Annotated in this window: 39 protein-coding genes and 1 tRNA gene; 38 read left to right on the top strand and 2 right to left on the bottom strand. The window is 61.1% G+C overall.

All coding sequences use genetic code 11. The features are described 5' to 3' along the window. The 8 genes from AC1DIX_RS25770 to AC1DIX_RS25735 all read left to right on the top strand — a co-directional run. Positions 1-115 (top strand): EF-Tu C-terminal domain-related protein (locus tag AC1DIX_RS25770; RefSeq protein WP_477328155.1); only part of this gene is annotated, 115 nt, incomplete at its 5' end. A 201-nt stretch (positions 116-316) separates the two neighbouring features. Next, positions 317-634, top strand: coding sequence for a 30S ribosomal protein S10 (gene rpsJ / locus AC1DIX_RS25765; protein ID WP_005663509.1), 318 nt, complete (start codon positions 317-319; stop codon positions 632-634). A gap of 88 nt (positions 635-722) precedes the next feature. Next, a complete protein-coding gene (locus AC1DIX_RS25760) occupies positions 723-1,295 on the top strand; it encodes a GNAT family N-acetyltransferase (RefSeq protein ID WP_477328154.1) in 573 nt (190 codons plus the stop codon). A 302-nt stretch (positions 1,296-1,597) separates the two neighbouring features. Next, entirely contained in the window at positions 1,598-2,038 is a 441-nt protein-coding gene (locus AC1DIX_RS25755; protein ID WP_477328153.1) for a hypothetical protein, read from the top strand. Positions 2,039-2,195: 157 nt separating this feature from the next. After that, positions 2,196-2,486 (top strand): hypothetical protein, encoded by a 291-nt coding sequence (locus tag AC1DIX_RS25750; protein ID WP_477328152.1) that lies wholly within the window; start codon positions 2,196-2,198, stop codon positions 2,484-2,486. A 108-nt stretch (positions 2,487-2,594) separates the two neighbouring features. Further along, a complete protein-coding gene (locus tag AC1DIX_RS25745) occupies positions 2,595-2,921 on the top strand; it encodes a hypothetical protein (RefSeq protein WP_477328151.1) in 327 nt (108 codons plus the stop codon). A 172-nt stretch (positions 2,922-3,093) separates the two neighbouring features. Then, a complete protein-coding gene (locus tag AC1DIX_RS25740; protein WP_477328150.1) occupies positions 3,094-3,318 on the top strand; it encodes a hypothetical protein in 225 nt (74 codons plus the stop codon). 64 nt (positions 3,319-3,382) lie between these two features. Beyond that, positions 3,383-4,378 carry a LacI family DNA-binding transcriptional regulator gene (locus AC1DIX_RS25735; protein ID WP_477328149.1) on the top strand — a complete coding sequence of 332 codons (996 nt, stop codon included), beginning with the start codon at positions 3,383-3,385 and terminating at the stop codon, positions 4,376-4,378. A 4-nt stretch (positions 4,379-4,382) separates the two neighbouring features. Here the strand turns inward: AC1DIX_RS25735 and AC1DIX_RS25730 are convergent, their stop codons facing one another. Continuing rightward, positions 4,383-5,498 carry a mechanosensitive ion channel family protein gene (locus tag AC1DIX_RS25730; protein ID WP_477328148.1) on the bottom strand — a complete coding sequence of 372 codons (1,116 nt, stop codon included), beginning with the start codon at positions 5,496-5,498 and terminating at the stop codon, positions 4,383-4,385. Positions 5,499-5,531: 33 nt separating this feature from the next. Beyond that, positions 5,532-7,838 carry a glucosylglycerol-phosphate synthase gene (gene ggpS / locus AC1DIX_RS25725; RefSeq protein ID WP_477328147.1) on the bottom strand — a complete coding sequence of 769 codons (2,307 nt, stop codon included), beginning with the start codon at positions 7,836-7,838 and terminating at the stop codon, positions 5,532-5,534. A gap of 326 nt (positions 7,839-8,164) precedes the next feature. On the opposite strand from ggpS, the gene AC1DIX_RS25720 reads away from it, so the two are divergent. From AC1DIX_RS25720 to AC1DIX_RS25575, 30 genes are all read left to right on the top strand, one after another. Continuing rightward, positions 8,165-8,241 (top strand) — tRNA-Val (locus tag AC1DIX_RS25720). Positions 8,242-8,506: 265 nt separating this feature from the next. Beyond that, the gene (gene rplC, locus AC1DIX_RS25715; RefSeq protein ID WP_258844038.1) at positions 8,507-9,163 is read left to right on the top strand and encodes a 50S ribosomal protein L3; all 657 of its coding nucleotides are present in this window, start codon (positions 8,507-8,509) and stop codon (positions 9,161-9,163) included. Positions 9,164-9,166: 3 nt separating this feature from the next. Then, positions 9,167-9,787 carry a 50S ribosomal protein L4 gene (gene rplD / locus AC1DIX_RS25710; protein ID WP_290414987.1) on the top strand — a complete coding sequence of 207 codons (621 nt, stop codon included), beginning with the start codon at positions 9,167-9,169 and terminating at the stop codon, positions 9,785-9,787. Continuing rightward, positions 9,784-10,101: a 50S ribosomal protein L23 gene (gene rplW / locus AC1DIX_RS25705; protein WP_442124865.1), complete on the top strand. Its 318-nt coding sequence runs from the start codon at positions 9,784-9,786 to the stop codon at positions 10,099-10,101. The genes rplD and rplW overlap by 4 nt, the downstream gene beginning before the upstream one ends. Further along, positions 10,101-10,931: a 50S ribosomal protein L2 gene (gene rplB / locus AC1DIX_RS25700; protein WP_442124864.1), complete on the top strand. Its 831-nt coding sequence runs from the start codon at positions 10,101-10,103 to the stop codon at positions 10,929-10,931. Before rplW ends, rplB begins: the two co-directional genes overlap by 1 nt. A 10-nt stretch (positions 10,932-10,941) precedes the next feature. Further along, entirely contained in the window at positions 10,942-11,217 is a 276-nt protein-coding gene (gene rpsS, locus AC1DIX_RS25695) for a 30S ribosomal protein S19 (protein WP_047826122.1), read from the top strand. Beyond that, complete coding sequence (rplV, locus tag AC1DIX_RS25690; RefSeq protein ID WP_170976705.1) at positions 11,214-11,546, top strand: 50S ribosomal protein L22; 333 nt, start codon at positions 11,214-11,216, stop codon at positions 11,544-11,546. The genes rpsS and rplV overlap by 4 nt, the downstream gene beginning before the upstream one ends. Positions 11,547-11,556: 10 nt before the next feature. Further along, on the top strand, positions 11,557-12,351 hold the full coding sequence (rpsC, locus tag AC1DIX_RS25685; protein ID WP_379771848.1) for a 30S ribosomal protein S3: 795 nt from the start codon (positions 11,557-11,559) through the stop codon (positions 12,349-12,351). Positions 12,352-12,353: 2 nt separating this feature from the next. Then, positions 12,354-12,773 carry a 50S ribosomal protein L16 gene (gene rplP, locus AC1DIX_RS25680; protein WP_005663456.1) on the top strand — a complete coding sequence of 140 codons (420 nt, stop codon included), beginning with the start codon at positions 12,354-12,356 and terminating at the stop codon, positions 12,771-12,773. A 12-nt stretch (positions 12,774-12,785) separates the two neighbouring features. Next, positions 12,786-12,977 carry a 50S ribosomal protein L29 gene (gene rpmC / locus AC1DIX_RS25675; protein ID WP_442124863.1) on the top strand — a complete coding sequence of 64 codons (192 nt, stop codon included), beginning with the start codon at positions 12,786-12,788 and terminating at the stop codon, positions 12,975-12,977. Next, positions 12,974-13,246: a 30S ribosomal protein S17 gene (rpsQ, locus tag AC1DIX_RS25670; protein WP_047826119.1), complete on the top strand. Its 273-nt coding sequence runs from the start codon at positions 12,974-12,976 to the stop codon at positions 13,244-13,246. Before rpmC ends, rpsQ begins: the two co-directional genes overlap by 4 nt. 231 nt (positions 13,247-13,477) lie before the next feature. Beyond that, positions 13,478-13,846, top strand: coding sequence for a 50S ribosomal protein L14 (gene rplN, locus AC1DIX_RS25665; protein ID WP_036172202.1), 369 nt, complete (start codon positions 13,478-13,480; stop codon positions 13,844-13,846). A 10-nt stretch (positions 13,847-13,856) separates the two neighbouring features. Next, on the top strand, positions 13,857-14,171 hold the full coding sequence (rplX, locus tag AC1DIX_RS25660) for a 50S ribosomal protein L24 (protein ID WP_047826118.1): 315 nt from the start codon (positions 13,857-13,859) through the stop codon (positions 14,169-14,171). A gap of 6 nt (positions 14,172-14,177) precedes the next feature. Next, entirely contained in the window at positions 14,178-14,717 is a 540-nt protein-coding gene (rplE, locus tag AC1DIX_RS25655) for a 50S ribosomal protein L5 (protein WP_442124862.1), read from the top strand. Between the two features lie 4 nt (positions 14,718-14,721). Then, on the top strand, positions 14,722-15,027 hold the full coding sequence (gene rpsN / locus AC1DIX_RS25650) for a 30S ribosomal protein S14 (protein WP_477328146.1): 306 nt from the start codon (positions 14,722-14,724) through the stop codon (positions 15,025-15,027). Positions 15,028-15,041: 14 nt separating this feature from the next. Beyond that, the gene (gene rpsH, locus AC1DIX_RS25645; protein ID WP_230023611.1) at positions 15,042-15,437 is read left to right on the top strand and encodes a 30S ribosomal protein S8; all 396 of its coding nucleotides are present in this window, start codon (positions 15,042-15,044) and stop codon (positions 15,435-15,437) included. A 10-nt stretch (positions 15,438-15,447) separates the two neighbouring features. Continuing rightward, positions 15,448-15,981, top strand: coding sequence for a 50S ribosomal protein L6 (gene rplF, locus AC1DIX_RS25640; protein WP_442124861.1), 534 nt, complete (start codon positions 15,448-15,450; stop codon positions 15,979-15,981). 12 nt (positions 15,982-15,993) lie between these two features. After that, positions 15,994-16,356, top strand: coding sequence for a 50S ribosomal protein L18 (gene rplR / locus AC1DIX_RS25635; RefSeq protein WP_036240357.1), 363 nt, complete (start codon positions 15,994-15,996; stop codon positions 16,354-16,356). Positions 16,357-16,368: 12 nt separating this feature from the next. Further along, a complete protein-coding gene (gene rpsE / locus AC1DIX_RS25630) occupies positions 16,369-16,887 on the top strand; it encodes a 30S ribosomal protein S5 (protein ID WP_047826112.1) in 519 nt (172 codons plus the stop codon). Positions 16,888-16,898: 11 nt separating this feature from the next. Next, complete coding sequence (rpmD, locus tag AC1DIX_RS25625) at positions 16,899-17,078, top strand: 50S ribosomal protein L30 (protein ID WP_036240361.1); 180 nt, start codon at positions 16,899-16,901, stop codon at positions 17,076-17,078. Positions 17,079-17,105: 27 nt separating this feature from the next. After that, positions 17,106-17,537 (top strand): 50S ribosomal protein L15, encoded by a 432-nt coding sequence (gene rplO / locus AC1DIX_RS25620; RefSeq protein ID WP_296953170.1) that lies wholly within the window; start codon positions 17,106-17,108, stop codon positions 17,535-17,537. A gap of 29 nt (positions 17,538-17,566) precedes the next feature. Beyond that, positions 17,567-18,901 carry a preprotein translocase subunit SecY gene (gene secY / locus AC1DIX_RS25615; protein WP_442124860.1) on the top strand — a complete coding sequence of 445 codons (1,335 nt, stop codon included), beginning with the start codon at positions 17,567-17,569 and terminating at the stop codon, positions 18,899-18,901. A gap of 32 nt (positions 18,902-18,933) precedes the next feature. After that, complete coding sequence (gene infA, locus AC1DIX_RS25610; protein ID WP_005663428.1) at positions 18,934-19,152, top strand: translation initiation factor IF-1; 219 nt, start codon at positions 18,934-18,936, stop codon at positions 19,150-19,152. Positions 19,153-19,185: 33 nt separating this feature from the next. Continuing rightward, positions 19,186-19,299 (top strand): 50S ribosomal protein L36, encoded by a 114-nt coding sequence (gene rpmJ / locus AC1DIX_RS25605; RefSeq protein ID WP_005663407.1) that lies wholly within the window; start codon positions 19,186-19,188, stop codon positions 19,297-19,299. A gap of 15 nt (positions 19,300-19,314) precedes the next feature. Then, positions 19,315-19,680: a 30S ribosomal protein S13 gene (rpsM, locus tag AC1DIX_RS25600; protein ID WP_047826109.1), complete on the top strand. Its 366-nt coding sequence runs from the start codon at positions 19,315-19,317 to the stop codon at positions 19,678-19,680. A gap of 14 nt (positions 19,681-19,694) precedes the next feature. Beyond that, positions 19,695-20,099: a 30S ribosomal protein S11 gene (gene rpsK, locus AC1DIX_RS25595; RefSeq protein ID WP_036172227.1), complete on the top strand. Its 405-nt coding sequence runs from the start codon at positions 19,695-19,697 to the stop codon at positions 20,097-20,099. Between the two features lie 240 nt (positions 20,100-20,339). Next, entirely contained in the window at positions 20,340-20,963 is a 624-nt protein-coding gene (rpsD, locus tag AC1DIX_RS25590) for a 30S ribosomal protein S4 (protein ID WP_442124859.1), read from the top strand. Positions 20,964-21,195: 232 nt separating this feature from the next. Next, complete coding sequence (locus tag AC1DIX_RS25585; RefSeq protein ID WP_296953178.1) at positions 21,196-22,173, top strand: DNA-directed RNA polymerase subunit alpha; 978 nt, start codon at positions 21,196-21,198, stop codon at positions 22,171-22,173. A 122-nt stretch (positions 22,174-22,295) separates the two neighbouring features. Next, positions 22,296-22,691, top strand: a complete 396-nt coding sequence (rplQ, locus tag AC1DIX_RS25580; protein WP_047826107.1) for a 50S ribosomal protein L17 — start codon at positions 22,296-22,298, stop codon at positions 22,689-22,691. 110 nt (positions 22,692-22,801) lie between these two features. Next, positions 22,802-23,439 (top strand): protein-disulfide reductase DsbD domain-containing protein (locus AC1DIX_RS25575; RefSeq protein WP_477328145.1); only part of this gene is annotated, 638 nt, incomplete at its 3' end.

The following is a 23,439-nucleotide window of genomic DNA, read 5'->3' as shown; positions in this document are numbered from 1 at the left end:
GTCGATCACCGTCAAGCTGATCGCCCCGATCGCGATGGAAGAAGGTCTGCGCTTCGCAATCCGCGAAGGCGGCCGTACCGTCGGCGCCGGCGTGGTTGCCAAGATCATCGCCTAATTTCGGTTAGCGTGATTCGCCGGTGGGCGCCTTTGCTGGCGTACCACCGGCACAACGGATGGGGACGGACTTTTCGGTCTGTCCCCATCTGTTTAAGTGAGAACGGTGATATACTCCCGCCTCTTGAGCAGTACCGAATTACCCGAAGCACCTTTTACACATTGCCGGCGCAAGCCGGAACGTTCTTTTAAAGGAAATAGCATGTCCGCTCCGAATCAGAAAATCCGTATCCGCCTGAAAGCGTTCGACTACAAACTGATCGACCAGTCCGCTCTGGAAATCGTCGACACCGCCAAGCGCACCGGCGCCGTCGTCAAGGGCCCGGTCCCGCTGCCGACCCGCATCCAGCGTTTCGACGTGCTGCGTTCCCCGCACGTGAACAAGACCTCGCGCGACCAGTTCGAAATCCGTACGCACCAGCGTCTGATGGACATCGTGGACCCGACCGACAAGACTGTTGACGCACTGATGAAGCTGGACCTGCCGGCTGGCGTCGACGTCGAAATCAAGCTGCAATAATCACGTGTCACCCGGCGGATTCGTCTGCCGGTGAAGACGGGGCTGGCACCGCTTTGCGGGCCGGCCCCGTTTTTTTTCCGGAGGCTCCATGCACGAATCCATCGTCATCGATACGCCCCGCCTGCGCCTGCGACAGTGGCGCGACAGCGATTACCCGCACTTCGCCGCCATGAACGCCGACCCGCGCGTCATGGAACATTTCCCGGCTCCGCTCGACCGTAGTGCCAGCGATGCCTTCGCCGGGCGCCTGCGCGCCGAGATCGTGGAACGCGGCTGGGGTTTCTGGGCGCTCGAGCTGCGCGAAGGGGAGGGGCATTTTGCCGGCTTCACCGGCCTGCGCGTGCCGGTGGCGCAGCTGCCCATCGGACCCTGCGTCGAGATCGGCTGGCGCCTGGCCGCCCCGCACTGGGGAAAAGGCTATGCGTCGGAAGCGGCGAGTGCCGCCCTGGCCCACGGCTTCGAGGCGCTCGGCCTGGACGAAATCGTGTCCTTCACGACCCTGCCGAATCTGCGTTCGCAGGCCGTCATGCGGCGCATCGGCATGCGTCACGACGGCGAGATCTTCGAGCATCCGAACGTCGCGCCAGGCCATCGCCTGCGCCCGCACTGCCTGTACCGCATTCGCCGCGAGGAGTGGAAGGCGCAAGGCCGCGTCCGCTGATCTTTGCGCTTCCGCGCCGCCTACGCCGCCTACGCCGCCCGCACATGGCCGACGCCCCCGCTACCTGGCTGCGCCGCTGTCACGGACTGATAAAGTCCGCCACAACCTAATAAAGTTCGCCACAAAACAATAAAGGCTGCCACAAGGGCTCTAGCGGTACTCCGATGCCCCGCGACTTGTCGAGGTGGCAACAAGGTCGTACACTGAGCCATACCGATCGTCTTCTATCGGCCACAAGCGGCCTTTGCAGTCCAGCGGTACGGCCCTTCAAAGATTGTTGGCCGCAGACCTGAGGGGGAGCGATGGAATTTGGAATCGTGATTCGTATTGTTGGGGTTGACGCCGATGACGGCATGCTCACTGCAGCTGTCGACGTAGCCAGCCGTGGGTTCAGAGGAGTATCAGAGGTCTACACGACTGCAGACGCGCTCAAGGATCTGTCCTCACGACTCGAACTCTTTCCTGAAGGCCCCACAAAATCCCTTGAGTTCCAATTTGGAATCCCCGGTGGTTACGGATACCTTGGCCTCGCGTTCTCAGTCCTCGATGCGACAGGACGCTGCGCCTGTCAAGTGCGTTTGGAGTCGAACTACCTCCCGGCCTACGGGCATGGAAGCAAGAACCGAATCGACGTAGACATGGGCGTCGAGCCAAATGCGATTGACCGCTTTGTTTCTGACCTACAAAACCTGCTCGACAGCGAGACAGGAGAAGCGGTTTTAGAAGGAATCGAAAAGTTCTAATAAGCAGGTAAATCTGGCCATAAAGGATGTCCGCAATGGGTCGACTGCTGCCTGTCGTGACAGTCGAAGAGTTTGTCGGCTAGGCAACATGCTTTGCTGGCTCGGCAAATCGAGTACGGCTTAAAGCGATCATTATCGATGAAGGCTTAAGTGTAAGATGAAAAAATTAGTTGTACGGTTGTCACAAGTTTGCGCATTAGCCGCTTTTGTTTTTGCTATTTACAATTTTTCAACGGCGCCGACGTCGACCACGCTCGCGACCATCGCCGTTGCTCTCCTGCTCAGCGTGTCCGGTATCGCATTGGCAACCGTAAATTACAGAATGAATGTGCAAGATATCCCGTTGAAAAAAGAGTCACCGGATTGGGGACCTTGGCAAAAAGCGTGCGCTGCTCTGTTCTATATTCTCTTGTTCGCTTCCTTGGGCTTTAAATTTGTCGGAAATTGAACCAGTCGACGTTTCCCCCGTTAACTGGCCTCTAACGTGCCGTACAGAACGGCCGAGTACGGCCAGGAGCAGACGCTTCGGAGACCTAAATTCGAGAGGCAGAAGTCGATGAGCAGCATAGGAATGATCTTCAGAGCGGATAGCCAGTTCCACACTTTGCCTGTGGACTGGGTTCCATGTCCGCTCGGGCCGCGCGGCTTTGTCGAACAGGTTGTGTCCGCCGCCATCCAAACGGCGCAAGGCGAAACCTCTACTCTTACGATCAACGTTGAGAATGAAGATGAATGCGCAGATCCACGCATTGTTTCGGTGTCGGGAGTTTGGGGCGAGACCGAAATGAAAGCTATCAGGTCAATTTGCAGATCGCTTGACGCCCGCTTTTACGATGCAGAACTGGCGATTTCATCGAGCTATAAGGCTGCTGGTGGGCGGTAGGTGACCGGTTGAATGCGCAGTCGTAAGCGGACTCTCGCGCACCCAACGTGCCGTCTAGGCTGTGGCAGACTTTATTGTTGAAAGCGAACGGTGCAAGACCGTTCGCCGGGCTGTTGTGGCAAACATTATTTGCAAGAACAGCAGCCGGAATCGGTCCGCCTCATAGAGGACCTTGTGGCAAACTTTATTGTTAGTTCACAGCCGCCACGGCATCGAGCGCAGCCGCGCCCTGCGCGTCTCGGCCTCTGCTTTCGACAAGCCGAACACCGCTCTGACCCTGAAAGAGGAGGGTCAGGCCCGCCTGCGCCACCTGGGCGTCGAACGCGGCGGAATGTTCTGTATCTTTTTATACATTGACAACCCGAAAGACTTGGTTCGGACGCTGTCCATGCACTGAATGTGTTGTGATTGTTGAAACACATCGGCGATAATCGCCCCTCAGGGGGAACGCGATGGCGACAATGAAGCAGGTAGCGGAGCGCGCCGGGGTCTCGATCTCGACGGTGTCGCATGTGATCAACAATACGCGCGCCGTCAGCGCCGATGTGCGCAAGCGGGTGCTGGATATCATCGACGAGATGCGCTACGTGCCCAGCGCCGTCGCCCGCAGCCTCAAGAACGACAAGACCAACACCATCGGCGTGCTGGTGCCGAACAGTTCGAATCCCTATTTTGCCGAGCTGATCCGCTGGATCGAGGACGCCGCCTTCGAGCTCGGCTACCACATCATCCTCTGCAATACCCACGGCGGCGCGCAGAAGCAGAGCGCCTATCTGCGCCTGCTGATGGAGAGGCGCATCGACGGCCTGGTGCTGGTGGCGAGCGGCGCCGACGAAGAGCACGAACTGCTGCTGCGCAGCCATGAATCCGTGCCCATCATCCAGCTCGACCGCGCCTTGCCGGGGCTGGATGCCGACCTGGTGCTGGCCGGGCAGGAAGAGGGTGCTTACCGGGCCACGCGCCACCTGATCGAGCTGGGCCACCGCGCCATCGCCTGCGTATCCGGGCCGGCCGACCTGCCGCGCAGCTGCGAACGGGTCGGCGGTTTCCTGCGCGCCATGGCCGAGGCCGGGATCGAGGTGCCGGACGACGATATCATCCGCGGCGAATTCAACAGCGCCGGCGGTCTGGCCGCCTTCTCCAGCCTGCTGGCGCGGCCCAGGCGGCCGACGGCCGTGTTCGTCACCAGCGACCTGATGGCGATCGGCGGGCTGTGCGCCGCCAGCAGCGCCGGCGTGCGCGTGCCGGCCGAGCTGTCGGTGGTGGGCTACGACGACATCTGCGCGGCCTGCTACGCCTCCCCGCCGCTGACTACCATCGCGCCGCCCAAGCGCGAGATGGCGCGGCTGGCGGTCGGCCGGCTGATCGAACGCATCCGCGGCGGCGGCGAGGCGCTGCGCAGCATCGCCCTCGACAGTGCGCTGGTGGTGCGCGCCTCTACCGCCCCCTTGTACTGAGACCTCAGCCCACTGCCGGCGGCAGCGGCGCCGGGCCGCGTTCGACCGCCGCCAGTCCCTCCTTTTCCTGCGCGGCGACGTCCCGCGCATCGTGCACGTGCAGGGTCTGCGCCGGGCGGGCCAGTTCGACGCCCATCTCCTCGAAGCGGTCCAGCAGCTGCAGGTAGATCTCCTGCTGGATGTCCATGAAACGCACGTAATCCGGCACCTCGACCCAGTACACGACCTCGAAGTTATAGGAGGACGGTCCGATCCCGCTGAAGTGGGCGCGGTCGAAGGTGACCGGCTCGCGCGCCTTGACCAGCTCGGTCAGCAGCGGCGGAATCTCGCGCAGCCTGGAGGTCGGCGTGTCGAAGGTGACGCTGACGCCGAACACGACCCGGCGCCGGCTCATGCGCGTCATGTTCTGCAGCCGGCTCTTGAGCAGGTCGGCATTCGAGAACACCAGCTGCTCGCCGCCCAGGCTGCGGATCCTGGTCGTCTTCAGGCCCACGTGCTCGATCGTGCCCAGGTATTTGTCGACGATGACGAAGTCGCCGATCACGAAGGGCTTGTCCAGCACGATGGAGAGCGAGGCGAACAGGTCGCCGAGGATGTTCTGCACCGCGAGGGCCACCGCGATACCGCCGATGCCCAGCGAGGCCACCAGGGTCGTGATGTTCACGCCGAGGTTATCCAGGATCATCAGGAGGATCACGATCCACAGCACCATGCGGGCGATGAAGCCGACCGCCGCGGCCGAGGTGGCGCGCGCCGGGTCGGCGTTGCTGCCGCCGTAGTACTCGGCCAGCCACGCGCGCAGTGCGGTATTGCCCCAGATCGCCGCCTGGATCAGGCCGACCACGATGGCGAAGCGCGTGGCGAACTGGTCCACGGAGGCCGGCAGCAGCAGCACCGTGCTGCCCGCATACAGGCCCATGATCAGGACCACCAGCGTCCTGGTCGCCTGCAGCGCCGCCACGGCGATATCGTCGAGCTTGGTATCGGTACGCGCCGCGATGATGCCCAGCCGGTGCACTACCACGGTTTTCGTCAGGTGCAGGGCCAGCGCCACCCCGAGGGCGACGCCGAGCGCCGTCAGCCAGGTCAGTACCGAGTTATTCAGGAACATCACTTCCATTCAACATCCTTTCCAGATCGGTTACGGGCTTGCTCAAGCGGCCTGCGCAAGGGTGTCGCTATCGCGGGCGGCGCGCTCGACGGCGGCCAGGAAATCCTCGCCCCAGCGCGTCACGTCGTGCTCGGCAACGATGGCCGCCATGCGTTCCGTGCGATACGCGGCCTCATCCTGTCCCATTGTAATGGCCCGGTACAGGGTGCTCGTCATCGAGTGCGTATCGTAGGGGTTGGCCAGCAGGGCGCCATGCAGCTCGACCGCGGCGCCGGCGAATTCCGACAGGATCAGCACGCCCGCCTTGCCGGCTGCCCGGCGCGCCGCGATGTATTCCTTGGCCACCAGATTCAGGCCGTCGCGCAGCGGCGTGATCCAGGCGATGCCGCAGGCGGCGTAATGGGCCACCACCGCCTCGAAGGGCAGGGAACGGTAGAAATAGCGCACCGGTACCCAGCCCAGGGTCGAGAAGCGCCCGTTGATGCGGCCCACCGTGCGGTCCAGCTCTTCGCGCAGGGCCTCATAGACTTCCATGCCGGGCGCCGCCGGCGTGATGATGTTCAGCAAGGTCACCTTGCCGGCCAGCTCGGGATGCAGTTCCAGCAGGCGCTCGAAGGCCTGCAGCTTTTCCAGCGAGCCTTTCACATAATCCAGGCGTTCGATCGAGACGATGCCGGTGCGGCCGTCCAGGTAGGCGTCGATTTCGGCCAGCTCTTCCGCCACCGCGCCGGTGCCGAGCAGGCGTCCGATCGCCGCCACATCGGTGCCGACCGGATGCGCGCCCAGTGCGATCCGGCGCCCGCCGGCCTCGACCGCCGTGGTCACGGTATCCACGCCGAGCGCGCAGCCATAGGTGAGGAAGCGTGGCGCGCACGGGGCGCTGCCAATCACCTCGAGCGGCGTGAAGGCGCGCGCGGCATCGACGAAGTTCTCGGCGTAGCGCGGAATGTGAAAGCCGATGTAGTCGCACTGCAGCAGGCTGGCCAGGATCTCGCGCCGCCACGGCAGGATGTTGAACACGTCGCTCGAGGGGAAGGCGGTGTGGTGGAAGAAAGCGATCTTGAGGTCGGGGCGCAGCGGACGCAGGAAGGCCGGCACCATCCACAGGTTGTAGTCGTGGATCCAGGCGGTGGCGCCATCAAGCGCCTCGCGCGCCGTCTGTTCGGCGAACAGGCGGTTCACTTCCAGGAAGCGTTCCCAGTGGGCCTGGCGGAACACCGCCTTGTCCGGGAAGGAGAAGATGATGGGCCAGAAGGCTTCCTTCGAGAACTTCTTGTAGAACAGGTCGACGTCTTCCGCGCTCAGGGCGATGCGGGCCGCCTCCAGGTTCGGGTAGCGTTCGGCGTCCACCGCTTCGCGGACGGTGAAGCCGGCCGGCGCGCGCGATGGCTGCTGCGACCAGGCGACCCAGGAGCCGGTGCGGCCGTCCGCGAACAGGCTCAGCAGGGTTGGCATGATGCCGTTCGGGCTCTTCGGACGGCGGCGCACGCTGACCCCGTCCTCGACCGTCTCGTCATAGGGCAGGCGGTGATACACCATCACCAGTTCGGCCTTGCCGCGCGCGGGTTCGACCGCGGTGGCGCCGGCATCGGCGAAGGGCAGGCCGTGGTGGGCCAGGCCGGCCAGGATGCCGTCGCAGCCCTGGCCTTCGGCAATGTAGGCGTGCTTCATGCGGCGCACCCCCGCCACCAGCGCCGGCTCGGCGCCGCCGACCGCAATGCCGCGGAAGCCCGCCTCGAACAGCGACAGGTCGTTCAGGGTGTCGCCCGCCACCACCACGTGCGACGGGTCGAAGCCGGCGGCCTCGGCCAGCCGGCGCAGGGCGGAGCCCTTGCCGACGCCGCGCGGCAGCACGTCCAGGTAGCGGCCCGCCGAAAACAGCAGGTCGCAGCCGAGTTCGTCGACGGCGGCGCGCAGCGCGGGCGTGACGCCGGCTTCGCTGGCAAGGAAGGAGCAGCGCCGCTCCTGCGGTACGCTCTGGCGCTGCAGATGAGGGAAGCCGGCCAGCGCCTTGAGCACGGCCTGGCTGCCGGGCCAGCGCGCGGCGATCTCGTGATGCAGGGGCGCGACCGGGCTCAGGTCGCCGTGCACGACGGTGGCGCCGACGTCGGCGATGATGTAGTGCGGGGTCGGGATGGTCGGGTCGGACAGCAGGGGAATCACCGATTCCAAACCGCGCCCGGTCACGAATACCAGGGTCGCACCCGCCAGGCCGCCGCTGAACAGCTCGCGCACCTGGCGCCGGGCTTCGCTTGACCCGGCCAGCAGCGTGCCGTCGAGGTCGGTGGCCAGGACCAGCTTGCGCGGATCGAGGACAGGGGAGGGGAGGCGGGTAATGGTAGCGGACATGCGATCATCCTTTCTTCTGGCGTGGGCGTGCGGGAACACGGCCGTGGGCCGAGGCACGCTTGGGAAATGGCGAGGCCGTGCGCACGATGGCGGGCCTGCCGGCGAGGAGGGAAAAGACAGCGGCTGAAGAGCCGTGCGCCAGCGTGAGGAGTTATCAGTTTTATGGGGGTGAGACGGCGCTTGTCCCTCGATGGAGCATTAAAAGGATAACATTGTGAACCGGCATCGACAACCCGCGTCACCGTTAGGGCATGCCTTCCGCATAAAAGATTTCACGGATGGGTATTGCGCTTTACCAAAAGACGACCTTATAATGCGGCCTCCCCGGGCGGTTAGTTCAGCTGGTTAGAATACTTGGTCGACATCCAAGGGGTCGCAGGTTCGAATCCTGCACCGCCCACCAGAATTCCTCCATATCGCAGGCCCCGAGCCTGCAGAGAAAAGGTGAAGCAAGCCTTTTCTGTGCCGTTCGACAAGAACGGATTCCTTTCTTCTCCATGCCAAAAGCGTAAAACGCAACAGAGCGCGTTACTCCTCGCATTCTCCTGTTGCGCCTACTCGACGCGCGCGCTATACTAGCCGGCTTCGGTATGGGCTAGTCTTTTTTTGCCCATGCGTTTTTGTAGTTCAATTAGCCCCGCCCAATCGTAGGTGGGAATGGAGAAAAAATGAGCCTGGGCCTCCTCGGTCGCAAGGTTGGCATGATGCGCATCTTCACGGACGACGGCGATTCGATTCCCGTCACCGTGCTGGACGTGTCGAACAACCGTGTTGCGCAAGTAAAAACTCCTGAAACTGACGGTTACTCCGCTGTTCAGGTCGTATTCGGTCAACGTCGCGCCTCGCGCGTGAACAAGGCCAGTGCGGGTCACTACGCCAAAGCTGGTGTCGAAGCCGGTACGCTGCTGAAGGAATTCCGCATCGACGCCGCTCAAGCCGCTGGTTTCAAAGCTGGCGACGCAGTCAATGTCTCGATGTTCGAAGTGGGTCAGAAAATCGACGTGCAAGGCACCTCGATCGGTAAGGGCTACGCCGGTACCATCAAGCGTTACAACTTCTCCTCGGGTCGTGCTACCCACGGTAACTCGCGTTCGCACAACGTGCCGGGTTCCATCGGTATGGCACAGGATCCGGGTCGCGTGTTCCCGGGTAAGCGCATGACCGGTCACATGGGTGATGTCACTGTCACCACCCAGAACCTGGAAATCGCCCGTATCGACGCCGATCGTCAACTGCTGCTGGTGAAGGGTGCCGTTCCTGGCGCCAAGAACGGCCAAGTCGTTGTCAAGCCGGCTGTCAAAGTCAAAGCAAAGAAGGGAGCTTAAACGATGGAACTGAAGCTCCTGAATGAGCAAGGCCAAGCCGGCTCGAACGTGAGCGCCACCGACGAAGTCTTCGGTCGCGATTACAACGAAGCACTGATCCACCAGATCGTGGTCGCCTACGCCGCCAACGCGCGCTCGGGCAACCGCAAGCAGAAGGATCGTGAAGAAGTCAGCCACACCACCAAGAAGCCGTGGCGTCAAAAAGGTACGGGCCGCGCTCGTGCCGGTATGTCGTCCTCGCCGCTGTGGCGTGGTGGTGGTCGTATCTTCCCGAACTCGCCGGACGAGAACTTCTCGCACAAGGTCAACAAGAAGATGTATCGCGCCGGTATGTGCTCGATCCTGTCGCAGCTGGCCCGCGAAGAGCGTCTGAACGTCGTCGAGAACCTGACCATCGAAGCTCCGAAGACCAAGCTGCTGTCGCAAAAGCTGCAGGGCATGGGCCTGGAATCGGTCCTGGTGATCACCGACACCATCGACGAAAACCTGCTGCTGGCATCGCGCAACCTGCCGAACGTGCTGGTTGTCGAGCCGAAGCACGCTGACCCGATGTCGCTGGTGTTCTACAAGAAAGTCCTGGTCACCAAAGCTGCTCTGGCCAAGATCGAGGAGATGTACGCATGAGCGCCGCAATCAAATTCAGCGAAGAGCGCCTGATGAAGGTGCTGCTGGCTCCGGTCATTTCCGAAAAGGCGACCTTCGTCGCTGAAAAGAACGAACAGATCGTGTTCAAGGTTCTGCCGGACGCAACCAAGCCGGAAATCAAGGCCGCCGTCGAGCTGCTGTTCAAAGTCGAAGTGGAATCGGTGCAGACCGTGAACCGCGAAGGCAAGCAGAAGCGCTCGGGTCGTTTCATCGGTCGCCGCAACCACACCAAGCGTGCTTTCGTGGCCCTGAAGCCGGGTCAGGAAATCAATTTTGTCGAGGAGGCTAAATAATGGCACTCGTTAAGATGAAGCCAACCTCCCCAGGCCGCCGCGGCATGGTGAAGGTTGTGAACAGCGACCTGTACAAAGGTCGTCCGTTCGCAGCCCTGGTTGAGAAGAAATCGAAGACCGCTGGCCGTAACAACAACGGTCACATCACGACCCGTCACATCGGCGGTGGTCACAAGCACCACTACCGTGTCGTGGACTTCAAGCGCAACAGCAAGGATGGCATCCCGGCCAAGGTCGAGCGTATCGAATACGACCCGAACCGTACCGCCCACATCGCCCTGCTGTGCTACGCCGACGGCGCACGTGCCTACATCATCGCCCCGAAGGGCGTTGCTGTCGGCGACACGCTGATGAACGGCGCGGAAGCCCCGATCAAGGCCGGTAACTGCCTGCCGATCCGCAACATCCCGGTTGGTACCGTGATGCACTGCGTCGAAATGCTGCCGGGTAAAGGCGCACAGATGGCCCGCACCGCCGGCGCCGCTGTCGTGCTGATGGCCCGTGAAGGCACCTACGCTCAGGTTCGCCTGCGCTCGGGTGAAGTGCGCCGCGTGCACATCGAGTGCCGCGCCACCGTGGGTGAAGTCGGCAACGCCGAGCACAGCCTGCGCAAGATCGGTAAAGCCGGTGCGATGCGTTGGCGCGGTGTCCGCCCGACCGTCCGCGGTGTCGTCATGAACCCGATCGACCACCCGCACGGTGGTGGTGAAGGTCGTACGGCTGCCGGTCGTCATCCGGTGTCGCCATGGGGCCAGCAGACCAAGGGCAAGAAGACGCGTTCGAACAAGCGCACTTCGTCGATGATCGTCTCGCGCCGCGGCAAGAAATAAGGGATAAAACATGACTCGTTCATTGAAAAAAGGGCCGTTCATCGACGCCCACCTGGTGAAGAAAGTCGAAGCTGCGCAAGCCGCCAAAGACAAGAAGCCAGTCAAAACCTGGTCGCGCCGCTCGACGATCACTCCGGACTTCATCGGTCTGACCATTGCCGTGCACAACGGCAAGGTGCACGTGCCGGTGTACGTGTCGGAGAACATGGTCGGCCACAAGCTCGGCGAATTCGCGCTGACCCGTACGTTCAAGGGCCACGCTGCTGACAAGAAGGCGAAACGATAATGGAAACTAAAGCAATCCTCAAAGGCGTTCGCCTGTCCGAGCAGAAGGGCCGCCTGGTTGCGGACCTGATCCGCGGCAAGAAGGTTGACGCTGCGCTGAACATCCTGCAGTTCAGCCCGAAAAAAGGCGCGACCATCATCAAGAAAGTGCTGGAGTCGGCAATCGCCAACGCCGAGCACAACGATGGTGCCGACATCGACGAACTGAAGGTCGTTCAGATCTACGTCGAAAAGGGTCCGATCCTGAAGCGCTTTACGGCTCGCGCCAAAGGCCGCGGTGATCGCATTTCGAAACAATCCTGTCACGTCTACGTGACTGTCGGTAACTAAGGAGCATACGATGGGTCAGAAAATCCACCCAACCGGCTTCCGCCTGGCGGTCACCCGTAACTGGGCATCGCGCTGGTACGCAGGCAACGGCAACTTCGCCGATATGCTGAAGGAAGACCTGGAAGCTCGCGCTTTCCTGAAGAAGAAGCTGAAGAACGCTTCCGTCGGCCGCATCGTCATCGAGCGTCCGGCCAAGAACGCCCGTTTCACGATCTACTCGTCGCGTCCGGGCGTGGTCATCGGTAAGAAAGGCGAAGACATCGAAGTTCTGAAGTCGTCGCTGACCAAGATCATGGGCGTGCCGGTGCACGTCAATATCGAAGAGATCCGCAAGCCGGAAATCGACTCGCAGCTGATCGCCGATTCGATCGCCCAGCAGCTCGAAAAGCGCATCATGTTCCGCCGCGCCATGAAGCGCGCAATGCAGAACGCAATGCGTCTGGGCGCCGTCGGCATCAAGATCATGTCGTCGGGTCGTCTGAACGGCATCGAGATCGCACGTACCGAATGGTACCGCGAAGGCCGTGTGCCCCTGCACACCCTGCGCGCCGATATCGACTACGGCACCAGCGAAGCCTCGACCACCTACGGCATCATCGGTGTCAAGGTCTGGGTCTACAAGGGCGATCGTTCGGCAACGGGCGAAGCTCCGGTGATCGACGTGCCGGCCGACGAGAAAAAGCCGCGCGGTCCGCGTCGTGACGACGGCAAACCGGCTGGCCGTGGCCGCCCGGGCGCCAAGCCAGGTACCGCACCAGCAGGCCGCCGCGCTGCCAAGCCGGCTGCTGAGAAAGCAGGAGAATAAGCATGCTGCAGCCATCCCGCAGAAAGTATCGTAAAGAGCAGAAAGGCCGTAACACCGGCATTTCGCACACCCGCGGCACCGCTGTGTCGTTCGGTGAGTTCGGCCTGAAGGCCGTTGCCCGCGGCCGTATCACGGCTCGCCAGATCGAAGCGGCACGTCGTGCCATGACCCGTCACATCAAGCGTGGCGGCCGTATCTGGATCCGTATCTTCCCGGACAAGCCGATCTCGAACAAGCCGGCCGAAGTCCGTATGGGTAACGGTAAGGGTAACCCGGAGTACTACGTCGCTGAAATCCAGCCGGGCAAGGTCCTGTATGAGATGGACGGCGTCGCAGAAGAACTGGCGCGCGAAGCATTCCGCCTGGCCGCTGCCAAACTGCCGCTGGCAACCACTTTCGTGGTGCGCCAAGTCGGCCAATAACAGGAGTTAAGAATGAAAGCAACGGAACTCCGCGGCAAAGACCAGGCAGCTCTGCAGCAAGAGCTGAATGAGCTGCTGAAGGCACAGTTCGGCCTGCGCATGCAACTCGCAACGCAGCAGCTGACCAACACCGCTCAGCTCAAGAAGGTGCGCCGCGATATCGCCCGCGTCAAAACCGTGATGACCCAGAAGGAAGCCAAATGAACGACACCACTAAAACGGCGCTGAAGCGTACGCTGGTCGGCAAGGTCGTGTCCGACAAGATGGACAAGACGGTAACCGTGCTGGTCGAGCGTCACGTCAAGCACCCGCTGTACGGCAAGATCATCGTGCGCTCGAACAAGTATCACGCGCACGACGAGACCAACCAGGCCAAGACCGGCGACACGGTCGAGATCCAGGAAGGTCGCCCGATCTCGAAGACGAAAGCTTGGACCCTGACCAAAGTTGTACAGGTCGCACAGGTTCTGTAAGGCCTGAAAATTTGTCTTGCGTGGCCCGCTGGTATCTGGGATACTAGCGGGCTTCGTTCATGTGTTGCCGCAGTTGTCCCCGCGATGTCTGCGGCCTGCAATGAAGTATTGGAAAGTCCAATCACCCAAACGTATTGCTCCAGCAGGGGCGGTGCGGCGGGACCAAGACTGACCGCAGGCCCACGGATTTCCGTGGGATTTTCTACGGCTTAAGTTGGGAAAGAAAATATCATGATTCAAACCGAAAGCCGGCTCGAAGTGGCCGACAATACCGGTGCAAAAGAAGTTCTGTGCATCAAGGTATTGGGCGGCTCCAAGCGCCGTTACGCCAGCATTGGCGACGTGATCAAGGTCACCGTGAAGCAGGCTGCTCCGCGCGGCCGCGTCAAGAAAGGTGAAATCTACAATGCCGTGGTCGTGCGTACCGCCAAGGGCGTGCGCCGTCAGGACGGCTCCCTGGTGAAGTTCGACGGCAACGCTGCCGTCCTGCTGAACGCCAAGTTGGAGCCGATCGGCACCCGTATCTTCGGACCGGTGACGCGCGAACTGCGTACCGAAAAGTTCATGAAGATCGTGTCCCTGGCACCTGAAGTTCTGTAAGGGAGTCGTAATGGATAAGATTCGTAAAAACGACGAAGTCATCGTTCTGGCCGGTAAGGACAAAGGCAAGCGCGGTGTCGTTCAGCAGCGTGTAGATGCTGAGCACGTCATCGTTGAAGGCGTGAACGTGGCCAAGAAGGCCGTCAAGCCGAACCCGATGACCGGCGTAACTGGTGGTATCGTCGACAAGACCATGCCGATTCACGTGTCGAATGTCGCGCTGTTCAATGCAGCGTCCGGCAAGGCTGATCGCGTTGGCTTCAAAGAAGTGGATGGCAAAAAAGTCCGCGTCTTCAAGTCGAACGGCGAAGTAGTGAAGGGGTAATAAGAAATGGCCCGTCTGCAACAAGTGTATAAAGACAAAGTCGTCTCCGAACTGACCGAGAAATTCGGCTACAAGTCGGTGATGGAAGTGCCTCGCCTGACCAAGATCACCCTGAACATGGGTCTGTCGGAAGCTGTCGCCGACAAGAAGATCATCGAGCACGCAACTGGCGACCTGACCAAGATCGCCGGCCAGAAGCCGGTCGTGACCAAGGCTCGCAAGGCAATCGCAGGTTTCAAGATCCGCGAAGGCTACCCGATCGGTACGATGGTGACCCTGCGCGGCGCCCGCATGTACGAATTCCTGGACCGTTTCATCACCGTGGCCCTGCCGCGCGTGCGTGACTTCCGCGGCGTGAGCGGCAAGTCCTTCGACGGCCGTGGTAACTACAACATCGGCGTAAAAGAGCAGATCATCTTCCCGGAAATCGATTACGACAAGATCGATGCGCTGCGTGGCATGAACATCTCGATCACCACCACCGCTAAGACCGACGAAGAAGCCAAAGCGCTGCTCGCCGCCTTCAAATTCCCGTTCAGGAACTAAGAGCATGGCAAAACTTGCACTGATCAACCGCGAACAGAAGCGTGCAGACCTGGTGGAGAAATTCGCCGCAAAGCGTGCCGCTCTGAAAGCAATCATCGACGACCAGTCGAAGACCGAAGAAGAGCGTTACGAAGCACGCCTGAAACTGCAGGCCCTGCCGCGTAACTCGGCCCCGACCCGCCAGCGTAACCGCTGCGCCATGACCGGCCGTYCGCGTGGCACTTTCCGTAAATTCGGTCTGGCCCGTACCAAACTCCGCGAATTCGCCATGAAAGGCGAAATCCCGGGTATGACCAAAGCTAGCTGGTAATAGGAGAATATGCAATGAGTATGAGCGATCCTATCGCCGATATGCTGACCCGCATCCGCAACGCACAAGGCGTGCAAAAGACCAACGTGTCGATGCCGTCGTCGAAAGTGAAAGTTGCGATCGCCAACGTCCTGAAGGACGAGGGTTACATCGAAGATTTCGCCGTGTCCACCGAAGGTGGCAAGTCGGAACTGAACATCGGTTTGAAATATTATGTTGGCCGTCCGGTTATCGAGCGCATCGAGCGCGTGTCCCGTCCTGGCCTGCGCATCTACAAGGGCAAAGACGAGATCCCTCAGGTCATGAACGGCCTGGGCGTCGCAATCGTCTCGACCCCGAAGGGTGTGATGACCGACCGTAAAGCACGTGCAACCGGTGTCGGTGGCGAAGTGCTTTGCTACGTGGCTTAAGGAGTAGACGATGTCTCGAGTAGCTAAGATGCCAATCGCCGTCCCGGCCGGTACCGATGTCGCGATCAACGCGTCGTCGATCACTGTCAAGGGCCCGCTGGGCACCCTGACCCAGCCGCTGAACGGCCTGGTCAAAGTGGAAAACAACAACGGCTCGCTGTCGTTCGACGTCGTCGACGATTCCCGCGAATCGAACGCAATGTCGGGCACCCTGCGTGCTCTGGTCAACAACATGGTGACCGGCGTGACCAAGGGCTTCGAGCGCAAGCTGACCCTGGTTGGCGTGGGTTACAAGGCAGCAGTGCAGGGCAACGCCCTGAACCTGTCGCTGGGTTTCTCGCACCCGGTTCTGCACGCGATGCCGGAAGGCGTCACCGCAACCACCCCGACCCCGACCGAAATCCTGATCAAGGGTATCGATCGTCAAAAGGTCGGCCAGGTTGCCGCAGAAGTGCGCGCTTACCGCTCGCCTGAGCCTTACAAGGGCAAGGGTGTCCGCTATGCGGACGAAGTGGTGAAGCTTAAAGAAACCAAGAAGAAATAATCGGAGCTGACGATGGACAAGAAAGAATCGCGTCTGCGTCGCGGACGCCAAACCCGCATCAAGATCGCGCAGCTGGGCGTGAACCGCCTGTCGGTGCACCGCACCAACCTGCACATCTATGCGAACCTGATCAGCCCGGATGCGAAAGTCCTGGTTTCGGCTTCGACGCTGGAAGCAGAAGTGCGCGCCGAGCTGGGCGGCAAGTCGGGTGCCGGCGGCAACGCTGCTGCAGCCGCACTGGTTGGCAAGCGCGTCGCAGAGAAAGCACTGAAAGCAGGGATCACCGAAGTCGCATTCGACCGTTCGGGTTTCCGTTACCACGGCCGTGTGAAGGCGCTGGCAGAAGCCGCGCGTGAAGCCGGTCTGAAGTTCTAAGGAAGAATCGTCATGGCAAAAATGCAAGCGAAAATGGCAAGCGACAAGCCGGATGATGGCATGCGCGAGAAAATGATCGCGATCAACCGTGTGACCAAAGTGGTCAAGGGTGGTCGTATCATGGGTTTTGCAGCGCTGACCGTTGTCGGTGACGGCGATGGCCGCATCGGCATGGGTAAAGGCAAGTCGAAGGAAGTTCCGGTCGGCGTGCAGAAGGCAATGGAAGAAGCCCGCCGCAACCTGATCAAGGTGCCCCTGAAGAACGGTACCCTGCAGCACACCGTTACCGGTCGTCACGGCGCCTCGCGCGTCCTGATGGCTCCGGCCAAGCCGGGTACCGGCGTGATCGCCGGTGGCGCAATGCGCGCAATCTTCGAGGTGATGGGCGTGACCGACGTGGTCGCCAAGTCGACCGGTTCGTCGAACCCGTACAACCTGGTTCGCGCAACCCTCGACGGTCTGGCGAAGATGAGCACTCCGGCTGACATCGCTGCCAAGCGCGGCAAGTCGGTCGAAGAGATCCTGGGTTAAGGGGAATTACCATGGCAAACACCATCAAAGTCAAGCTGGTCAAAGGCCTGATCGGTACCCGTCAGGATCACCGCGCCACCGTGCGCGGTCTGGGTCTGCGTCGTGTCAACTCGGTTTCCGAGCTGCAGGACACCCCGGCGATCCGCGGCATGATCAACAAGGTCAACTACCTCGTGAAAATTGTCGACTAAGCCGCGGCTTGGTTAACGGAGAAAACAATGCAACTCAATACCATTCAACCTGCTGACGGCGCCAAGCACGCTAAGCGTCGCGTCGGTCGCGGTATCGGCTCGGGCCTGGGCAAGACTGCCGGCCGTGGTCACAAAGGTCAGAAATCGCGTTCGGGCGGCTTCCACAAAGTCGGTTTCGAAGGCGGCCAGATGCCTCTGCAGCGTCGTCTGCCGAAGCGCGGCTTCAAGTCCCTGAACGCTACGTTCAAGGCTGAAGTCCGTCTGTCGGACCTGAACAACCTGGCCGTCGGCGATGTCGACATCCTGGTGCTGAAGCAAGCCGGTGTGCTGCCGGTCGTCGCTCGCGATGTGCGCGTGATCCTGTCGGGTGAAATCACCAAAGCGGTGAACCTGAAAGGCATCAAAGCCACCGCTGGCGCGAAGGCAGCGATCGAAGCAGCTGGCGGTTCGGTCGCCTAAACGCGGCCGCTGCCTGATCGGAGCAAAAATTGGCGACTAATTCACAACTTGGTAAAAGTGCCGCATCCGGTTTCCCCTGGGGCCGGTTGTGGTTCCTGCTTGGGGCATTGGTCGTGTACCGTATCGGCGCTCACATCCCGGTCCCCGGGATTGATCCCGCCGCTATGGCCAACCTGTTCAAGCAGAACGAGCGCGGCATCCTGGGCATGTTCAACATGTTCTCGGGCGGCGCGCTGTCCCGCTTTGCCGTGTTCGCTCTCGGTATCACGCCTTACATTTCGGCTTCGATCATCATGCAGCTGGCATCGATCGTCTCGCCGCAGTTGGAGGCGCTGAAGAAGGAGGGCGAAGCCGGCCGCCGCAAGATCACCCAGTACACCCGTTACTTCACGGTTGCACTGGCGTTGTTCCAGGCGTTCGGCATCGCGGTCTGGCTGGAGTCCCAGCAAGGCCTCGTGCTCGATCCGGGCATGGGCTTCCGCTTCGTGACCGTCGTGACCCTGCTGACCGGCACCATGTTCCTCATGTGGCTGGGTGAGCAGATCACGGAACGTGGTCTTGGCAACGGTATCTCGATCATCATTTTTGCCGGTATCGCGGCCGGTCTGCCGAGCGCACTGGGTAATCTGTTCACCCTGGTGTCGCAAGGTTCGATCAGCAGCATTTCCGCAATCTTCATCGTGATCCTGGTGGCCCTGGTGACCTACGCAGTCGTGTTCGTGGAACGCGGCCAGCGCAAGATCCTGGTGAATTACGCGAAACGCCAGGTCGGTAACAAGATCTACGGTGGCCAAACCAGCCACCTGCCGCTGAAGCTGAACATGGCCGGTGTGATTCCGCCGATCTTCGCTTCGTCGATCATCCTGTTCCCGGCCACGATCGTCGACTGGCTCACGCGTGGCAAGGACTCCTCGAGCCCGTTCGTCGGGTTCCTGAAGGACCTGGCTGCCTCGCTGAGCCCGGGCGAACCGATCCATGCGTTGCTGTATGCGGTGGCGATCGTGTTCTTCTGCTTCTTCTATACGGCGCTGGTATTCAACAGCAAGGAAACGGCGGACAACTTGAAGAAGAGCGGTGCATTCGTTCCGGGCATCCGTCCGGGCGAGCAAACTGCGCGCTACATCGACAAGATCCTGATGCGCCTGACCCTCGCCGGTGCGGTCTACATCACCCTGGTGTGCCTGCTGCCGGAGTTCATGACGTCGTACTGGAAAGTTCCAGTGTATTTCGGCGGCACCTCACTGCTGATCGTAGTGGTGGTGACCATGGACTTCATGGCACAAGTGCAGAACTACGTCATGTCGCAGCAATACGAATCGCTGCTGCGCAAGGCGAATTTCAAGGGCGGGATCCCGTCGCGTTAAGCGGCGTGATACCCAGAAGTGGAATAGACCGAATGGCAAAAGACGACGTCATCCAAATGCAAGGGGAGATTCTCGAGAATCTCCCGAACGCGACCTTTCGCGTAAAGCTGGAAAACGGGCACGTGGTGTTAGGACATATCTCGGGCAAGATGCGGATGAACTACATTCGCATTTTACCTGGCGACAAGGTAACGGTAGAATTGACCCCTTACGACTTGTCCCGGGCCCGCATCGTGTTCCGCACCAAGTAAAAACTGATTTCGAATTGATAAGAGAGTGCAAAAATGAAAGTTAACGCTTCAGTCAAGCGGATCTGCCGCAACTGCAAGATCATCAAGCGTAAAGGCGTGGTCCGCGTGATCTGCGTCGAGCCGCGTCACAAGCAGCGTCAAGGTTAATACGAGGAATAACGAATGGCACGTATTGCAGGGGTCAACGTCCCCAATCATCAGCACACCGTCATCGGCCTGACGGCGATCTACGGCATTGGCCGTACCCGTTCGCAGCAGATCTGCGCAGCGACCGGCGTTGCTACCAACAAGAAGGTCAAGGACCTGGACGACAACGAACTGGAAAAGCTGCGTGAGCAGGTTGGCAAGTTCGTGGTCGAAGGCGATCTGCGCCGCGAACTGTCCATGAACATCAAGCGTCTGATGGACCTGGGCTGCTACCGCGGCATGCGTCACCGTAAGGGCCTGCCGGTCCGCGGTCAGCGTACCCGTACCAATGCACGTACCCGCAAGGGCCCGCGCAAGGCCGCTCAATCGCTGAAGAAATAATCTAGGAACCGACAATGGCTAAGCAACAAAGCAGCGCGGCAGCAGCACGCATCCGCAAGAAGGTCAAGAAGAACGTCGCCGAAGGCATCGCACACGTCCACGCGTCGTTCAACAACACCATCATCACGATCACCGATCGTCAGGGCAATGCTCTGTCGTGGGCAACTTCCGGCGGTGCTGGCTTCAAGGGTTCGCGTAAATCGACCCCGTTCGCGGCTCAGGTCGCAGCTGAAGCAGCCGGCAAGGTCGCTCAGGAATACGGCGTGAAGAACCTGGAAGTGCGCATCAAGGGCCCGGGCCCGGGCCGTGAATCGGCTGTGCGCGCGCTGAACAACCTGGGTATCAAGATCACCGAGATCCAGGACGTGACGCCGGTGCCGCACAACGGCTGCCGTCCGCCGAAGCGCCGTCGTATCTAATCCGACTGGCGGGTTCGCCCGCCTGTTGTTGATACGCGACGAGATCGTCGTCAAAGAATCGCCGGAGCAGTGAATCCAGAAATGGGTTATACTGCCCGGCTATTGTCGCCTTGCGTCGTCTCGATGCAGGGTTTTTGTAAGCCACGTCCAGTCTCATGCAGAACTGGACTAGCGCCTGTTGCGTTCGCATTCATTCGTATCGCATCCGGGGCGTGATCATTCAAACAAAGGAAGTTTAACGTGGCACGTTATATCGGACCAAAAGCAAAACTGTCGCGCCGTGAAGGCACCGACCTGTTCCTGAAGAGCGCACGCCGCTCGCTCGACTCCAAGTGCAAACTGGACGTCAAGCCGGGCCAGCACGGCGTCAAGTCGGGCCAGCGTACCTCGGACTACGGCAACCAGCTGCGTGAAAAGCAGAAGGTCAAGCGCATGTACGGCATCCTGGAACGCCAGTTCCGCCGTTACTTCGCCGAAGCGTCGCGCCGCAAGGGCAACACCGGCGAAACCCTGCTGAAGCTGCTGGAAGCCCGTCTCGACAACGTCGCTTACCGCATGGGCTTCGGCTCGACCCGCGCCGAAGCGCGCCAGCTGGTCAGCCACAAAGCCTTCACCGTGAACGGCCAGGTCGTGAACATCGCTTCGTTCCAGGTCAAGACCGGCGACGTCGTCGCTGTCCGCGAAAAGGCCAAGAAGCAGACCCGTATCGTCGAAGCGCTGTCGCTGGCTGAACAAGTCGGCATGCCGAGCTGGGTGTCGGTCGATTCGAAGAAGATGGAAGGCACCTTCCGCTCCTTCCCGGAGCGTAACGAGATCGCTGCCGACGTCAACGAAGCACTGATCGTCGAACTGTACTCGCGTTAATTGACAAATCGGGCGGCGCGCCGGCCGATTTGTCATCCCCGCGACGGCGGGGACCCAGGTTTGGCTGTGCAGTGTTAGCCCGAACTTGGGTTCCCGCCTCCGCGGGAACGACGGGCGCCGTCCCGTCAAACACAGAATTCGCTGTACCCGCCCGCCATCGCAGCGGGCGTTTCTACTGATGCCATCAGCCTTATCGGTGTAACGAGCCGAGGGTATTGATAAAGGACCTTTCATGCAAAATAGTCTGTTGAAGCCACGTATCATCGATGTCGAAGCGCTCGGTGCCGGTCACGCCAAAGTCGTGATGGAGCCGTTCGAACGTGGTTATGGCCATACGCTGGGCAACGCGCTGCGCCGCGTGCTGCTGTCGTCGATGATCGGCTACGCGCCGACCGAAGTGACGATCGCCGGCGTCGTGCACGAGTACTCGTCGCTGGATGGCGTGCAGGAAGACGTGGTCGACCTGCTGCTGAACCTGAAGGGTGTCGTGTTCAAGGTCCACAACCGCGACTCCGTGACGCTGACCCTGAAGAAGGAAGGCGAAGGCCCCGTCCTGGCATCGGACATCGACCTGCCGCACGACGTCGAACTGATCAACCCGGAACACGTGATCGCTCACCTGACCGCCGGCGGCAAGCTGGACATGCAGATCAAGGTCGAGAAAGGCCGCGGCTATGTGCCGGGTAACGTGCGCCGCCTGTCGGAAGACACCAACAAGACCATCGGCCGCATCATCCTGGACGCGTCGTTCTCGCCGGTCCGTCGCGTGTCCTACGCCGTGGAATCGGCTCGTGTCGAACAGCGTACCGACCTGGACAAGCTGATCATCAACATCGAGACCAACGGCGTCATCACCCCGGAAGAAGCGATCCGCCAGTCGGCACGCGTGCTGGTCGACCAACTGAATGTGTTCGCCGCCCTGGAAGGCACCGAAGCCGCTGCGGAAGCCCCGTCGCGCGCTCCGCTGGTCGATCCGATCCTGCTGCGTCCGGTGGACGACCTGGAACTGACCGTCCGTTCGGCAAACTGCCTGAAGGCCGAGAACATCTACTACATCGGCGACCTGATCCAGCGTTCGGAAAACGAACTGCTGAAGACCCCGAACCTGGGCCGCAAGTCGCTGAACGAGATCAAGGAAGTCCTGGCATCCCGTGGCCTGACCCTGGGCATGAAGCTGGAAAACTGGCCGCCGGCAGGTCTGGAAAAGTAATTTGCAGTACCCGCCCGCGCAATTCGGCGCGGGCGTTTTATTCAAACTTTGAACCGGTCCGCGTTCCTGCAATTTGCCTGAACGATCGAAGAACTGGAATATAAAACTCGAAAGGATTTACCATGCGTCACCGTCACGGCCTCCGTAAGCTGAACCGTACTTCGTCCCACCGCCTGGCCATGCTGCGCAACATGACCGTTTCGCTGCTGCGTCACGAAGCGATCAAGACCACCGTTCCGAAAGCCAAGGAACTGCGCAAAGTCGTCGAGCCGATCATCACCCTGGGCAAGAAAGACACCCTGGCAAACAAGCGTCTGGCATTCGCCCGCCTGCGCGACCGTGAAATCGTTCAGAAGCTGTTCGCCGACATCGGCCCGCGCTTCGCGAACCGCAACGGCGGCTATACCCGTATCCTGAAGATGGGCTTCCGCGTTGGCGACAATGCACCGATGGCCTACGTCGAGCTGACCGACCGTCCGGAAGTCGGCGTCGACGAAAACGCACCGACCGCCGAGTAATCGTCAGTCAGCGTTTGAAAAAACCAGGCCTCGTGCCTGGTTTTTTTTCGCCCGTGCATCGCCGGCACACCCGGTGTACCATGCTGCTGGCTAAACCAATCCCTGTGCCCATGCTCCGATTCCTGCTTTCCCTGATCGCCTGCACCTTCCTGCTCGCGCCCGCGTACGCGGACGACGACTTCCTGCCGCCCGAACAGGCCTTCAAGTTCTCGGCTCGCATGGTCGATCCGCACACGGCCGAGGTCAGCTATGCGATCGCCGACGGCTACTACATGTACCGCGAGCGCTTCAAGTTCACGGCCGCCGGCGCCAGACTGGGCGAGCCGCAGGTCCCGCCGGGCAAGGTCAAGTTCGACGAAACCTTCAACAAGGACGTCGAGACCTACCACCACAGCGTGGCGATCCGCATTCCGGTGCAGGGAGAAGGTCCGTTCACCCTGACCGCCACCGGCCAGGGCTGCGCCGACAAGGGCCTGTGCTATCCGCCGCAGGACGCCAGCATCCGCCTGGTGGCCGCCGGCGGCGAGGCAGGGCAGGCGCAACCGCAGATGAGCCTGCCTGTCGGCCAGCAAGCCGCCGGTCCGCTCGGTTCGGCGCCGGCCGCCGAAGGCGCAAGCGGCTTCACGCTGCCGGGCCAGTCGGCGCCGCCGGCGGCATCCCGGCCCGCAGCCGTCGGCTCATCCACGATCGAACCGGCGCCGGCGAGCGGTGCCGTCCACGATCGAACCGGCGCCGGCGAGCGGTGCCG

The sequence above is a fragment of the Massilia sp. 05N420 genome (assembly GCF_056397205.1).
This window is presented reverse-complemented; position numbering and strand designations above follow the sequence as displayed.